The following is a 14,707-nucleotide window of genomic DNA, read 5'->3' on the forward strand; positions in this document are numbered from 1 at the left end:
CACAACCTCGACACTCCAGTCGAAACCGTCCGACCCGCTGACGGTGACAAACCCTCTCGATCCAGCACGTTCGGCCGTCACAGTCCGAACAGCCGGATCGTGTGCGCAAGAAATTCCTGTTCACGAGACACGTAGGAGAATGAGACACATGGCTCTGCTCACAATCGGCGACCAGTTCCCCGCTTACAACCTCACGGCTGTCATCGGCGGCGACCTGTCCAAGGTCGATGCCCAGCAGCCCGATGACTACTTCACCACCGTCACCAGTGACGACTACGCAGGCAAGTGGCGCATCGTCTTCTTCTGGCCCAAGGACTTCACCTTCGTGTGCCCCACCGAGATTGCTGCATTCGGCAAGCTCAACGAAGAGTTCGCAGACCGTGACGCTCAGGTTCTCGGCGCTTCCGTCGACAACGAGTTCGTGCACTTCCAGTGGCGTGCACAGCACGAAGAGCTCAAGACCCTCCCCTTCCCGATGCTCTCGGACCTCAAGCGCGAGCTTGCCGAGGCCACCGGCGTCCTCAACGCCGACGGCGTTGCAGACCGCGCGACGTTCATCGTCGACCCCAACAACGAGATCCAGTTCGTCTCCGTCACAGCCGGTTCCGTCGGCCGTAACGTCGACGAGGTTCTCCGCGTCCTCGACGCTCTCCAGAGCGACGAGCTGTGCGCATGCAACTGGAAGAAGGGCGACCCGACCATCAACGCCGGCGAGCTCCTGACTGCGAGCGTCTGAGTATGAGCGTCGAGAACCTCAAGAACTCGCTTCCCGAGTACGCGAAGGACCTCAAGCTCAACCTGAGTTCCATTGCGCGCACGACGGTCCTGAACGAGCAGCAGTTGTGGGGAACGCTCCTCGCAACGGCCGCAGCCACCAAGTCTGCGTCCACGCTCAAGGAGATTGCTTCCGAGGCTGCCGACAACCTGTCGGCAGAGGCGTACAACGCCGCTCTCGGCGCAGCGTCGATCATGGGCATGAACAACGTCTTCTACCGCACCAAGGGCTACCTCGACGGTAAGTACGACGACCTTCGTGCCGGCCTGCGGATGAACATCATCGGCAACCCGGGCGTCGACAAGGCCGACTTCGAATTGTGGTCGCTTGCAGTGTCCGCGATCAACGGCTGCAACCACTGCCTCGAAGCTCACGAGAACACCCTCCGCCAGGAAGGTGTCGACCGCGAGGTCATCTTCGAAGCGATCCGCGCCGGTTCCATCGTCGCGGGTGTCGCACAGGCTGTCGAAGCCAACGAGATCCTCTCTGCCGCACAGGTCTGATCACTCGGACCTGAGTGCAGTTCGACGAGCCCTCCCCACCGTGAAGGTGGGGAGGGCTTTTCGCGCGCTAGGGTGGACCGATGGGTATCGAGGTGAGTGTGGTCCGGGTCTTCACGGACGAGTACGGCAAGCACGGGAATCCGTTGGGAATCGTCGACGCGTCCACGGTTGCAGAATCGGATCGACAAGCCGTCGCGAAGGAACTCGACTACAGCGAGACCATCTTCATCGACGTTCCGGATGACGGCGCCTCGCGTGCGCGGGTCCAGATCTTCACTCCGGCAGCAGAACTCCCCTTCGCCGGACACCCGACCGTCGGTGCCACGTGGTGGCTGGGCGAACAGGGCCGTCGCGTGAGCGCCCTCGACGTTCCTGCCGGCAGTGTCGACGTCCGCCAATCCGGCGCTTTGACGTGGGTACGCGCGCGTGCCGAATGGGCACCGGAATTCGCGATCTATCCGATGGACACGGTGGACGACGTCATCGACGCAGATCCGTCCGACTACGAGGCGGATCATTCGTATCTGTGGGCGTGGCAGGACAAGCTCGAAGCTGCCATCCGCGCACGCATGTTCGCACCGGTGATGGGAATCGCCGAGGACGAGGCGACCGGATCTGCAGCGCTGCGCATCACGGACCGATTGAGGAAATCATTGCTCATCACCCAGGGACGCGGATCGGTCCTTCACACGACCTTCTCTCCGGAAGGTTGGCTCGAAGTCGGCGGCCGCGTCGTCGCCGAGCCGTCACGAACCTTGTGAGTACCCGGCGGGATTGCGTCCGGCCTCGAGGTCACGTGCACTCAGTGATACCGAGATCTCGTCACCGAGCGCAACTCCCGGCGCGAGGGGCAACTGATCTCCACTCCAGAACTTGCCCGGGTCGAACCAGTTGACACGACGATTGCCGACGAGCAGACCCATCGCTTCATAGGTCTTGGCAACCACTTCGGCGCAGTAGGCGCTCTCGACGGCCACTGCCGATACGTCGGACTTCTTGCGCAGCTTCGGGATTCGGCCTCCGAACCAGCGCGAAGCAAGCTTGGCCGTCGAGGGGAAAGGCGTACCGTCCAGCCGCGCGATCGTCTGGAGCAGAGCGTCTTCCTGCTCCCGGGTGACTTCGTGGTCGAGCTGGCGCAACCATCCACGCTGCCCGTACTTGGCGCCCCAAACCTGAACGGCCGATCGCAGATCGTGCAGTTGGACACCACGCTGGAAGCGTCCGGTCCACATGTCCTGCAGCGAGTGACCGAGTTCCGCATGCCACATCAGCGGCGGGAGGTCGTCGATCACGACCGACATTCCGACGTGGTTGACGGGACTGTTGGTCAGTGTCTGAATGGCCCGGTCCGCCGTCGACTCTCCACGGAAGATCCAGATGTCGCCCGTGCGGGTCGCCGCAGCGGCCTCGTCGAGACTCACCTGCGAAAGCAATCGTCGGTCCATGCCTCTAGCGTAGAGGGATGAAACTCCGTACTCCTCTGCGCGCCTCGCACGTTTGGAAACTGGTCGGCCTCGCCGGTGCAATGGGCGTTGCCGCCACCGGGGTTCTCGTTGCGCGCGGCGAACGCCAGCGTCGGGCCTACTCTCCGGACGAAATTCGCTCGGTACTGCACGAGCGGTACACCCAGGCCTACGCCAAGCAGTCGGAACAAGAGGTTCTGGAACTCGAACCTGCACCCAACGCTGTGCGGCGCCGAATCGAGAAACTCTTTCGGCGCCGCAGCTGACTTCAGCCGAGAGCTGCGAGGATTCCTGCTGCCATCTCCGCGACCTGATCATCGGTCATGACGAACGTCGGCGAAATCTGCATCGCACCCTGACCCGCCGCGCGACCCGAAATACCGTGCTCACGAAGCGTCTTCACGAACGGCAACGCCTCCGCCGGATCAGCCAACTGCACCGCAGCAACCGCACCGAGCCCACTACGAACCTCCGCCACCCGCGGATGCTCCGCCAGCGGCTGCAGATGCGTATGCAACGACGCCTCCAAACGCTTCGACTCCGCGAGCAGATTCTCACGCTCGAGAATGTCGAGGTTCGCCATCGCCGCCGCAGCAGCACCGGCATGCCCGCCGTACGTGTACCCATGGCGCCACCACGAACCCGCATAGAACGGCTCCGCCACCCGCGGCGCGATGAACACCGCACCCATCGGAACGTAACCCGACGTCAAACCCTTTGCCGTGGTCATCATGTCCGGCTGCAAATCGAAACGAGTAGACGCGAACCACTCACCACCGATCCGGCCGAAACCGGTCACGACCTCGTCGACGACAAAGAGGATGTCGTGCTCACGGCAGATGTCACGCACCTCGGCCAGATACCCCTCCGGCGGCAGATACACCCCACCCGCACCGATGATCGGCTCCGCGAAGAACGCAGCGATCTTGTTCGCACCGATCTTCTCGATCAACTCGAGCAGGCTCTTCGCATCATCCCAGCCGACGGTCGCCGCATCCGCCATCAGCTCGCCGTACCCCTCACGGTTCACCGGAATACCAGCGAGAGCCGTTCCGGCAACGTGCATTCCGTGATACGCCTTCTGGCGTCCGACGATGATCGCCTTCTCCGGCTGCCCCACCTCGTGCCAGTACCGGCGAGCCAGCTTCGCCGCAGTGTCCACCGAATCCGAACCACCCGAGGTGAAGAAGATCTTGCTCCCGGCAACCGGCGCGATCGTCGCCAGACGCTCCGCCAACACCTGCGTGGTCTCGGGAACAAAATCACCGAAATTCGAGAAATGAGCGATCTTCGACAACTGAGCCGCCACCGCGTCCGCGATCTCCGTGCGCCCGTGCCCGACATTGGTGAACCACAGGCCCGCCGTCGCATCCAGATACCGAGTGCCCTCGCGGTCCCAGATGTACGCGCCCTCACCGCGAGAGACGACAAACGCGCCGTTCTTCTCCACAGCGCCCATGTCCGCGAACCCGTGCCACAATGCCGAAGCCATCATTGTCCCCTTCGAATACAAACGATGCTGGTGTGCAAACGATGTGCTGCGACTATATCGACACCGGAAATCCGCGCACGACGGCGCTCGCCCGGCACCGGCTTTCACGGGCGCACCCGTAATCTGTCGACCATGACTTTTGCCGACAATCTTGCAGCACTGCCCGCCATCGATCATCTGGCCGCCATCGAGGTACTCGACGCCGACGGAACCGTCCTCGACACCGTCGAGAACAAGCCCGGAAAGTCCGGCTCGGTCAAGGTGTACAACCATCTCGCTCAGGTCTACGGCGCGCTGACACCCGAAGCCGCCTCGGCAGGACTGACGATCTTCGCCGAGCACACCGAGGACGCGCGGGCGAACCCCGGTAAGCATCCGAACGTGGACCGCCTCGAGCAGGTGCTCGCCTCCGGCAATCCCCTAGGACTTCGCAGCGTTCCGTCCGCGTAGCCCGGCTCCCAGCCGTCCGACGGCATTGACTGCCAACGCCATCAGGGCCATCGCGATGCCCAGTACGACGAATCCGATGAACAGGGCCAGATAGCCCTGGTGGCGCGGATCCATGAACGGGTAGGGATACCAGTCGACGATCGAGCCTCGGATCAACGTGTACACGCCGTACACGACCGGGAACAGCAACCACTGCAGTGAACGTGCTTCGGAGATCCTGTGCCTCGAGGCGAAGAACACCCAGTCGAGCAGCATGACCAACGGAAGAATCCGATGCAGTGCCGAGTTGATCCAGGCATCGTTCAAATTGACGTCGATATCTGCCAGGAGGACGGCGTAGATGATGCCGGTGATCACCATGTACAGCGTCACCGCCCCGCGGATCGACTGCCACGCCTGCGATTGTGGATCTCGAATTGCACCGATCAGCAACACGATCACTGCAAGAATGTTGCTCTCGATGGTGAAGTAGCTCAGATAGTTCGACAGAGACAGCTCAGCCGCGTCACGGATCGGGATCCACAGCAAAGCGGCAAGTCCGAACACAGCAAACAACAGTCTCAGGGCTCGCACGGCGATCGGCGTCGACAAGACAGGCACCGATGACTCATTTGCGGTATTTGTCGTCACTGGTCGATATTTGCACATCAGCACGATCTGCGAGCGGTAGTTGTGAACGCGTTCGATAGGCTGTCATCAGCATGTCTACAACACCACCGGCCCCGCTCTCCCCCAAGCGGAGTGACCTGAAGAGCGCGCTGGCGCAGGTCTCACTCCGCGACGAGAGTCGACTCCGTCGCAAACTCGACCGTGCCCGCACACCAGACGCTTTGGTGGCGCTGGCCGAGGAAATCGAAACGGCGCGCACGCGGTTGGCTGCACGCTCCGCCAATGTTCCCGCAGTCTCGTATCCGGAAGCTCTGCCCGTCAGTCAGCGCAAGGACGACATCGCGACCGCGATCTCGGAGAATCAGGTTGTCATCGTCGCCGGCGAGACCGGCTCGGGTAAGACAACCCAGATCCCGAAGATCTGTCTCGAACTCGGACGTGGCGTCCGCGGTCTGATCGGACACACACAGCCGCGCCGGTTGGCAGCACGCACCGTTGCCGAACGTATCGCCGAAGAACTCGACACCGAACTCGGCGACGCCGTCGGATACACCGTGCGGTTCACCGACCAGGTCTCGGACCGCACCTACGTCAAGCTCATGACCGACGGCATTCTCCTCGCCGAAATTCAGCGCGACCGTATGCTCCGACGCTACGACACGCTGATCATCGACGAAGCGCACGAACGCAGCCTCAACATCGACTTCATCCTCGGTTACCTGGCTCAGCTGCTCCCCCGCCGACCCGATCTCAAGGTCATCATCACGTCGGCGACCATCGATCCCGAGCGCTTCGCCAAGCACTTCGCTGTCGACGGTAAGCCCGCGCCGATCGTCGAGGTTTCCGGGCGAACATTCCCTGTCGAAATGCGTTACCGGCCACTGACCGTCGAATCCGGCGACATCACCTTCGACCGCGATCCCGTCGACGCGGTCTGCGAGGCGGTCGACGAGCTGAGCGCGGAGGGCGAAGGCGACATCTTGGTCTTCCTCTCCGGCGAACGCGAAATTCGCGACACCGCAGATGCTTTACGCGATCGGCGTCTTCGCAACACCGAAATCGTCCCGCTGTACGCGCGGCTGTCTGCCGCCGAGCAACACAAAGTGTTCTCGCCGCACACCGGCCGACGCGTCGTCCTTGCCACCAACGTGGCCGAGACCTCGCTGACCGTTCCCGGCATTCGGTACGTCGTCGATCCGGGAACCGCGCGCATTTCGCGATATTCGGTGCGCACCAAGGTTCAGCGGTTGCCGATCGAGCCCATTTCGCAGGCGTCAGCTCGTCAGCGTTCCGGGCGTTGCGGCCGCGTCGCCGAAGGAATCTGCATCCGCCTGTATTCCGAGGAGGACTTCGAGTCACGGCCGGCATTCACCGAACCGGAGATCCTGCGAACCAACCTCGCATCCGTGATCTTGCAGATGACGGCCCTCGGCCTGGGCGACATCGCGGCATTCCCCTTCGTCGAACCGCCGGACCAGCGCGCCGTGAAGGACGGAATCGGACTCCTCGAGGAACTCGGCGCCATCGCGCGAGGTTCCGAGGCCAGCCACCCCGAACTGACGCCGGTCGGCCGCGAGTTGGCCCAGATTCCGGTGGATCCGCGGATGGCACGGATGCTGGTGGAAGCCAAGAACAACGGTTGCCTTCACGAAACCCTTGTCATCGTCGCGGCGTTGTCCATCCAGGACGTTCGCGAGCGGCCCGCCGAGTTCCAGCAAGCCGCCGACGAAAAGCACGCCCGCTTCAACGTCGAGAACTCCGACTTCCTGGCCTACCTGAAACTGTGGGACTACTTACGCGAACAACGTAACGATCTGTCCTCCAACCAGTTTCGCAAGATGTGCCGGAACGAGTTCCTGCACTGGCTCCGCATCCGCGAATGGCAGGATCTGCACGGGCAACTCCGGCAGATCACCCGCGGTCTCGGCTGGACAGTGGGAGAGACACCGGCAAGCGAGAACGCGATCCATCAGTCGCTCCTTGCCGGGTTGCTCTCGCATATCGGGCTACGCGAGGGCGAGAAGCGGGACTACCTCGGCGCCAGAGGCAGCCACTTCGCGATCTTCCCCGGATCGGGACTGTTCAAGAAGCCACCACGCTGGGTCATGGCCGCCGAACTCGTGGAAACGTCGAGGCTGTGGGCGCGCATGTCCGCGCGTATCGAACCCGAGTGGGCTGAAAAGCTCGCCCCGCACCTGGTGAAACGGACCTATTCCGAACCGCACTGGTCCTCCAAGCGCGGCTCGGCGATGGCATACGAGCGGGTCACTCTCTACGGAGTTCCTCTGGTAACCGGCCGCGCAGTGACGTACTCACGAATCGATCCCGAGGCCTCTCGCGATCTCTTCATCCGCCATGCGCTCGTGCAGGGCGAATGGCAGACGAACCACAAGTTCTTCCACGAAAACCGTGCACTCCTCGACAACGTCGAAGAACTCGAGAACCGCGCGCGCCGACGCGACATCCTCGTCGACGACGAAACTCTCTACGAGTTCTACGACGAACGTATCGGCCAGGAAGCCGTATCCGCCAAGCATTTCGACCAGTGGTGGAAGGCCGAGCGGCGCAAGAATCCGAGTCTGCTGACTTTCACACCGGAAACCGTGGTCAACTCCGACGCGGCTGCCGTCCTGGGCGGCGAGTACCCAGACGCTTGGCGCCAGGGCGACATGCAGTTTCCGCTCACTTACCAATTCGAGCCGGGAAAGGACGACGACGGCGTCAGCGCGCACATCCCGGTCGGCCTGCTCGCGCAACTTCAGCCGGTCGGCTTCGACTGGTTGGTCCCCGGTATGCGCGTCGATCTGGTTACTGCTCTGATCAAGACGTTGCCCAAGAACATCCGACGCGCTGTCGTGCCCGCACCCGACTACGCCGCCGCAGCGTTGGCAGCAGTCAAACCTCGATCCGAGCCGTTGATGACCGCAATGGCCCGCGAACTCTCGCACTTGGGCGGGATCCAGATCGACGCCAAGGACTTCGATCCCGCCGCGCTGCCCGACCATCTTCGGATGACATTTGTCGTCGAGGACGAATCGGGCAAGGTTCTCGCGAAGGGCAAGGATCTGGCGCAGCTACGACGCACACTCGCCCCGCGCGTGCAGAAGGAAGTGGCCAAGGCGGCAACCGGAACCGAACGGGCAGCAGCAACCGTCTGGACATCCGAAACCCTGGGCGCATTGGAAGAGACCATCACTCGCTCCATCGGCGGACAGCAGGTGACCGGCTACCCAGCTCTGGTGCCGGAGAACGGCGGAGTTGCCGTTCGTGTCCTGAGTACGCCGGCCGCGCAGGCGCAGGCGATGAGGGAAGGTACGCGGGCGCTTCTCCTCGCGGCCGTTCCCACCCAACTCAAGGCAGTGACCGCCGGCTTGTCGAACACGCAGCGTCTGGCTCTCGGCCAGAATCCGGACGGCGGCTTGGAGGCCCTCATCGAAGATTGCCGGGTGGCAGCTGCCAACGAAGTGATTGCGGCTCACGGTGGACCGGTACGCACGCCTGAAGCGTTCGATGCCCTGGTGAAGATCGCACGCTCCGAACTGGCCGGACGCGTTTCCGCGATCCTGCGCATGATTGTTCCGATCCTCGAACAAGCACACCGACTGAGCGTCGTGCTGGACCGCTCTCGCGGCGAGGCAGCCGACGACGTCCGAGAACAGTTGACCTCACTGCTGTTTCCGGGATTTGTCGCCGAACTGGGATCGGCCCGCCTACGCGATTTACCGCGGTATCTTGCCGCAGCAAAATTCCGTCTCGAAGCTCTGCCCGCAAGTGCACAACGAGATCAGCAGGCTATGGATGTCCTCGACCGGGTGTACGCAGCGTACGACCGGTTGTTGAGTTCGCTTCCCGAAGAGCGTCGCAATGCTCGAGATGTCGACGCGATCAGTTGGATGATCGAGGAACTGCGCGTGAGCCTGTTTGCGCAGTCCCTCGGTACACCCACACCGATTTCCGAAAAGCGAGTCCTGAAAGCTATCGAAGCGATCAAGCGTTGATGTTCGGCGAGAATTGCGCGATCAGTAGATTGTCTGAATGTTGACGTTGGTGAGGAAACCGCCAAAGGTGGCAACAGTGTTGGCGAACCCGAGGGTTACCAGGCTGTTCACGACTCCGAGAACTGCAACTAAGTTCATAACGCCTCCGTGAAGATCCGAGATGCGGACGAACGTACCTGGTAGACACTAAGCGAATAACGTGCCCGATTTGTTCGATTGTTCGCTTTGTGTTCTCAGCGTTACCTAAGACCGCTCTGTGCTCTCAGCGTTATCTGAGGCGACGGCCTCAGTCGACGGAAACGGTCTCGGCGCCGGGAGCCTTCTCGGCGGCACGGGTCTCTGCATGCTCGCGCATGTCGGTGATCTCACGTTCGAAATCCGCAGCCGAGCTGAAGGACTTGTACACCGATGCGAATCGCAGGTAGGCGACTTCGTCGAGATTTCGAAGCGGATCGAGGATCGCGAGCCCTACCTCGTTACTGGGAATTTCGGCAGAACCCGAAGCTCGAACGGCATCTTCGACCTGTTGGGCGAGCAAATTCAGCGAATCGTTGTCCACTTGGCGGCCCTGGCATGCGCGACGCACACCTTTGACAACCTTTTCTCGGCTGAAAGGCTCCGTGACGCCGCTGCGCTTCACGACCGAGAGAACTGCCGTCTCGACCGTGGTGAATCGGCGGCCACACTCGGGGCACGAACGGCGCCGCCTGATCGCCTGGCCCTCGTCGGCCTCGCGCGAATCGACCACTCGGGAATCAGGGTGCCGGCAGAACGGGCAATGCATCGGGGTTCCTTCGTTGTCGCCGAAATGGCCGCAACTCAGATTCGCTACCGACTGCAAATCCTCCGACGATTTACAGAGCAGATCCACGTACTCAACGCGACCACCCGAGGTGGTGGGACTGTCAAGTGGACAGCTTACTCGCTGTGAACGGACTGCTCTCACGCTCGGTACGCCCCCGCCTGGTACGGGGTAGGTCAGCGCCCCGAGGCCGGCACGATCAGCGTTTGTCCCACTGACAGTCCGGAACTCGACATCGCATTGAGATCCATGATCTGCTCGATCACCGAACCGACAGCCTGGCCAGGTGCAACCTTGGCAGCAATATCACTGAGGGATTCACCCGCGGCAACGCGAACCACTTCGGTCGCGCCGTTTGTCGCAGCTACGTCACCACTCGACAAAGCGCCGATCCCCACCAACGCCAACACTGCGAATGCGGTGAATACGGCGCCCAGGAAAACCGTCTTCCAACTGACATCCTCGGCGGCCACTTCATGTTCGACCCGTGACACACCGACCCTGTTTCGGTGCGCGAAACTTCCTCCGTACGGGCGTGACGAATCGTGCTCGCTGTCCCACCGGCGAGGAGATTCGCGCAATGAACGCGAACCTGAAACCGCGCCCACCGCCGGAACCCGGCGAACGACGGCCGCCTGCGGTTCGTTGTCGACATCCCTGGCCACGCCATGCATTTCGGCCGCTCCGCGCCGTTCGAAGGACACAGCGTCTGCATCGGGCCCATAGAACGAGGGGTGGTACTTCAGTGCCGACGTACCGTCGAAACCAAACGCGTCGAAACCAATCGCGTCGTCGAAAACCCTGTTGCTTTTCAGTGCTGCGTTACCCATCGTGACCTCCGCTGGTCGACACCGATCGATGTGTTCGATCATGCGTTCGATGGAACGCATGTTCGAATTTCTACCACGCCTGGCCGACAATGTCTCTACTTGGAGCGACACGAATCGAACAGATGTTTGAAACCGCGAGCAAATCCGGCTAGATTCGTGTCAGACCACACAGCGGGAATTGCGAAAGCCTCCGTGTTTGTCGACAGCTCGAATGTTGGCAGGAGGCACCGACAGGTTTCTGCGCGACTTGCACCAGGCACTTTGCAGGCACTTTTGCAGGCTGTTTTTCAGACACGACTTCTTCAGACACGGAGGCAACAGGCCATGAAGGACGATCGCTCCAGCACAGCCGCGGAGGCAGGAGCTTCTGCAGTTCCGTCTCCGTCGAGCGAGACGCTCACCGAGCGTCAGCGGCGCGTTCTCGAAGTGATCCGCGATTCGGTGACGGAGCGCGGGTATCCGCCGAGCATTCGCGAAATCGGGGATGCGGTGGGGCTTACCTCCACGTCGTCGGTCGCGCATCAACTGCGAACGTTGGAGCGCAAGGGCTTCCTTCGACGCGATCCCAATCGCCCTCGTGCAGTCGATGTTCGGGGTCTCGACGAGGTTGCGGCCGATACCGCCATCGCGTCGGTGTCGAAGCATTCCGGCGAGTACAACAGTGCCGACCCGCTGCCAGAGCCGGCGTTCGTCCCCATCCTGGGCCGCATCGCTGCCGGCGGACCGATCCTCGCCGAGGAAGCTGTGGAGGATGTGTTTCCACTCCCCCGCGAGCTCGTCGGCCAAGGTTCGCTCTTCATGCTCAAGGTTGTCGGTGAGTCGATGATCGATGCAGCGATCTGCGATGGCGACTGGGTTGTCGTCCGTCAGCAGAACGTCGCCGAGAACGGTGACATCGTGGCCGCAATGATCGACGGCGAAGCCACCGTGAAGACGTTCAAGCGTACGAAGAAGGAGGTGTGGCTGATGCCGCACAACGACCTCTTCGAGCCGATTCCCGGCAACAACGCCGTCATCTTGGGCAAGGTTGTCACGGTCATGCGGAAGATCTGAGTTCGCTCGCACCCTCGATCACAAAACTCTGGGCCCCGGCATCAGCCGGGGCCCAGAGTCTTTTCGTGACGATCAGCGGTCCATCACCCGAATCAGAGATTCAGCGAACGTCCGATGATCTCCTTCATGATCTCGGTTGTGCCACCGTAGATGGTCTGCACACGAGAGTCCATATACGCCTTGGCAACCGGGTATTCCTTCATGTAGCCGTAGCCTCCGTGCAGCTGGAGGCAGCGGTCGATGAGCTTGACCTGAGCTTCGGTGGTCCACCACTTCGCCATCGCAGCTTCCTGCACGGTCAGCTTCTCGGCATTGAGCTGCTCGATGAACTTGTCCACCAGGATGCGCACTGCCGTGGTCTCTGTTGCCAATTCGGCCAGTACGAATCGGGTGTTCTGGAAGCTGCCGATCGACTTGCCGAATGCCTTGCGGTCACGGCAGTACTGGATCGTGCTCTCGAGAACCGATTCCATTGCGGCGGCAGCAACGACGGCGATCGAGAGTCGTTCCTGGGGAAGGTTCTTCATCAAGTAGAAGAAGCCCATTCCCTCTTCGCCCAGCAGGTTGGCAGCGGGAACGCGTACGTCGGTGAAGCTGAGTTCGGCGGTGTCCTGAGCCTTCATGCCGATCTTGTCGAGATTGCGTCCTCGCTCGAAGCCGGGCATGTCCCGCTCGACCACGAGGAGGCTGAAGCCCTGAGCACCCTTGTCCGGGTCGGTGCACGCGACAACGATGATGATGTCGGCGTTGATTCCGTTGGTGATGAAGGTCTTCGAACCGTTGAGTACCCAGTGGTCCCCGTCGCGAACTGCTTTCGTCTTGATGCCCTGCAGGTCGCTACCGGTACCCGGTTCGGTCATCGCGATCGCCGAGATCAGCTCACCCGACGCGAATCCGGGTAGCCAACGCTGCTTCTGCTCCTCGTTGGTCAACTCCAGGAGGTACGGCGCCACCACGTCGTTGTGCAGCGTGAAGCCGATACCACTGAAGCCACCCTTGGTGGTTTCCTCGGTGATGATCGCGTTGTAGCGGAAATCCTTGACACCGCCGCCGCCGAATTCCTCAGGTACCGCGGTTCCCAGGAATCCCTGCTTTCCGGCCTCGACCCAGACGTCACGATCGACGATGTTCTGCTCTTCCCACTTCTCGTGGTTCGGTGCCACGTGCTGTGCCAAGAACTTCTGGTACGACTCCCGGAAGAGTTCATGTTCCGGTTCGAACAGGGTGCGCTCCACGCCGACTCCTTGCAATTCGATATACGGCACTTCAGTGATGTACCCGGTGGGGACGATGTACCCGGTCGGGATGTTTTCGCTGAGACTGGGCACGCCGAAGTTCGCGGGCCCACGTCACTGCCTCCGACGGTAGAACCTGTTGCGATACCCGTCGATGACCCGAACGATCACGATTCGTGACTGTAGCGGTTATCTGTTACTCGAAGTACGGAATTTGGCGAGGTATCGCATGATCGGGTAGGCGACCAGGATGCCGATCGACCCCCAAGCGATGCCGCCCAGCTCGACCGAACCAATGGTCAGCGTCAGGTTCCCGATGCCGGCAACCAGTGCGGCAGCGGCGACGGTCAGGTTGACCGGATCGGTGAAGTCCACCTTCGCTTCCATCCAGATGCGCACACCGAGAATGCCGATGAGTCCGTAGAGAACCATCGTCGCACCGCCGATGACGCCGTTCGGAACCGTGAAGACCAGTGCACCGAATTTGGGCGAAAATGCCAGGATCACGGCGGTGGCGGCCGCTACCCAGTACGCCGCGGTCGAGTACACACGCGTCGCTGCCATGACCCCGATGTTCTCGGCATACGTGGTGGTTCCGGATCCGCCGCCGGCGCCCGCCAAGGTCGTGGCGAGACCGTCTGCAAACAGCGCATTGCCGGCCAGATCATCGAGGGACTTACCCGTCATGGCGGACACCGCCTTGACATGTCCGACGTTCTCGGCGACCAGAACGATCACCACGGGCAGCGCGAGCACGATCACCGACCAGTCGAACGACGGTCCGTGCAGACTCGGCAGCCCGAACCAGTCGGCTTCGCGCAGAGCGGACACTCGTTCACTGTCGAGACCACCGATGACCGCGGCGAAGACCCAGCCGATCACTACGCCGACCAGAATGCCCAACCGGCCGAGCAGCCCGGGACCGACGACCGTGACCAGCAGGATCGAAACGAGCGTCACCGTGGCGATCAGCGGCTGCGATTCGAAGGAGCCGACCGCCGTCGGAGCGAGGTTGAGACCGATCAGCGCGACGACGGCGCCTGTCACTACCGGCGGCATGACGGCGTCGATGACCCGGCTGCCGATCAGACGTACGGCGACGCCGATCAACATCAACACGATGCCGACGGCCATGACGGCACCGAGCTGCGCGGCCGGGCCCGATCCTGCCGACGCTGTCAGCGGGGCGATGAACGCGAAGGACGAACCGAGATAGCTCGGGATCCGGCCCCGGGTGATGAGCAGGAACAGCGCGGTGCCGATACCCGAGAACAACAGCGTCGTCGTGACGGGGAAGCCGGTGATGGTCGGAACGAGCAGTGTCGCTCCGAACATCGCGATGACGTGCTGCATCCCGATCCCGATGGTGCGCGGCCAACTCAGTCGTTCGTCCGGCGCCACGACGGCGCCGTCGGCGATCCGCTTGCCGTCTCCGTGGACAGTCCAGCCGATTCCGCCGGCCCCGGTCATTGTTTCTCGTTCGATCACAGGTCGAAA

14 protein-coding genes are annotated in these 14,707 nt (G+C 62.0%); 7 read left to right on the forward strand and 7 right to left on the reverse strand.

All coding sequences use genetic code 11. The annotated features are described in order from the left end of the window. The first annotated feature begins 148 nt into the window (after positions 1-148). From G4D79_RS21145 to G4D79_RS21155, 3 genes are all read left to right on the forward strand, one after another. Positions 149-736 (forward strand): peroxiredoxin, encoded by a 588-nt coding sequence (locus G4D79_RS21145; RefSeq protein ID WP_003942119.1) that lies wholly within the window; start codon positions 149-151, stop codon positions 734-736. Positions 737-738: 2 nt separating this feature from the next. Further along, positions 739-1,278, forward strand: coding sequence for a carboxymuconolactone decarboxylase family protein (locus G4D79_RS21150; RefSeq protein ID WP_003942122.1), 540 nt, complete (start codon positions 739-741; stop codon positions 1,276-1,278). 80 nt (positions 1,279-1,358) lie between these two features. Further along, positions 1,359-2,039: a PhzF family phenazine biosynthesis protein gene (locus G4D79_RS21155; RefSeq protein ID WP_214514341.1), complete on the forward strand. Its 681-nt coding sequence runs from the start codon at positions 1,359-1,361 to the stop codon at positions 2,037-2,039. Here G4D79_RS21155 and G4D79_RS21160 read toward each other — a convergent pair. Continuing rightward, the gene (locus tag G4D79_RS21160; protein ID WP_042919956.1) at positions 2,025-2,723 is read right to left on the reverse strand and encodes a hypothetical protein; all 699 of its coding nucleotides are present in this window, start codon (positions 2,721-2,723) and stop codon (positions 2,025-2,027) included. The two genes, G4D79_RS21155 and G4D79_RS21160, sit on opposite strands and share 15 nt — an antisense overlap. A gap of 17 nt (positions 2,724-2,740) precedes the next feature. On the opposite strand from G4D79_RS21160, the gene G4D79_RS21165 reads away from it, so the two are divergent. After that, a complete protein-coding gene (locus tag G4D79_RS21165; protein ID WP_003942156.1) occupies positions 2,741-3,007 on the forward strand; it encodes a hypothetical protein in 267 nt (88 codons plus the stop codon). A 2-nt stretch (positions 3,008-3,009) separates the two neighbouring features. Here G4D79_RS21165 and G4D79_RS21170 read toward each other — a convergent pair whose 3' ends face one another. Further along, positions 3,010-4,233 (reverse strand): aspartate aminotransferase family protein, encoded by a 1,224-nt coding sequence (locus G4D79_RS21170; RefSeq protein WP_172827079.1) that lies wholly within the window; start codon positions 4,231-4,233, stop codon positions 3,010-3,012. Positions 4,234-4,365: 132 nt separating this feature from the next. Between G4D79_RS21170 and G4D79_RS21175 the strand changes: the two genes are divergently transcribed. Continuing rightward, positions 4,366-4,683, forward strand: a complete 318-nt coding sequence (locus G4D79_RS21175; RefSeq protein WP_030535540.1) for a DUF2322 family protein — start codon at positions 4,366-4,368, stop codon at positions 4,681-4,683. Here the strand turns inward: G4D79_RS21175 and G4D79_RS21180 are convergent. Further along, positions 4,654-5,283 carry a Pr6Pr family membrane protein gene (locus G4D79_RS21180; protein WP_054188523.1) on the reverse strand — a complete coding sequence of 210 codons (630 nt, stop codon included), beginning with the start codon at positions 5,281-5,283 and terminating at the stop codon, positions 4,654-4,656. The two genes, G4D79_RS21175 and G4D79_RS21180, sit on opposite strands and share 30 nt — an antisense overlap. A gap of 101 nt (positions 5,284-5,384) precedes the next feature. On the opposite strand from G4D79_RS21180, the gene hrpA reads away from it, so the two are divergent. Beyond that, positions 5,385-9,290, forward strand: a complete 3,906-nt coding sequence (gene hrpA / locus G4D79_RS21185; protein ID WP_214514342.1) for an ATP-dependent RNA helicase HrpA — start codon at positions 5,385-5,387, stop codon at positions 9,288-9,290. 286 nt (positions 9,291-9,576) lie between these two features. Here hrpA and nrdR read toward each other — a convergent pair whose 3' ends face one another. Both nrdR and G4D79_RS21195 read right to left on the reverse strand, forming a co-directional pair. Continuing rightward, a complete protein-coding gene (gene nrdR / locus G4D79_RS21190) occupies positions 9,577-10,074 on the reverse strand; it encodes a transcriptional regulator NrdR (RefSeq protein WP_030535543.1) in 498 nt (165 codons plus the stop codon). 194 nt (positions 10,075-10,268) lie between these two features. After that, positions 10,269-10,982, reverse strand: a complete 714-nt coding sequence (locus G4D79_RS21195) for a LysM peptidoglycan-binding domain-containing protein (RefSeq protein WP_030535544.1) — start codon at positions 10,980-10,982, stop codon at positions 10,269-10,271. Positions 10,983-11,246: 264 nt separating this feature from the next. Between G4D79_RS21195 and lexA the strand changes: the two genes are divergently transcribed. After that, positions 11,247-11,975, forward strand: coding sequence for a transcriptional repressor LexA (lexA, locus tag G4D79_RS21200; RefSeq protein WP_007735195.1), 729 nt, complete (start codon positions 11,247-11,249; stop codon positions 11,973-11,975). A gap of 92 nt (positions 11,976-12,067) precedes the next feature. Here the strand turns inward: lexA and G4D79_RS21205 are convergent, their stop codons facing one another. Both G4D79_RS21205 and G4D79_RS21210 read right to left on the reverse strand, forming a co-directional pair. Continuing rightward, a complete protein-coding gene (locus tag G4D79_RS21205) occupies positions 12,068-13,210 on the reverse strand; it encodes an acyl-CoA dehydrogenase family protein (RefSeq protein ID WP_007735194.1) in 1,143 nt (380 codons plus the stop codon). 189 nt (positions 13,211-13,399) lie between these two features. Further along, on the reverse strand, positions 13,400-14,680 hold the full coding sequence (locus tag G4D79_RS21210; RefSeq protein ID WP_020907537.1) for a uracil-xanthine permease family protein: 1,281 nt from the start codon (positions 14,678-14,680) through the stop codon (positions 13,400-13,402). Positions 14,681-14,707: the final 27 nt, after the last annotated feature.

Source organism: Rhodococcus sp. WY5, assembly GCF_018588185.1.
Taxonomy (GTDB): Bacteria; Actinomycetota; Actinomycetes; order Mycobacteriales; family Mycobacteriaceae; genus Rhodococcus_F; species Rhodococcus_F qingshengii.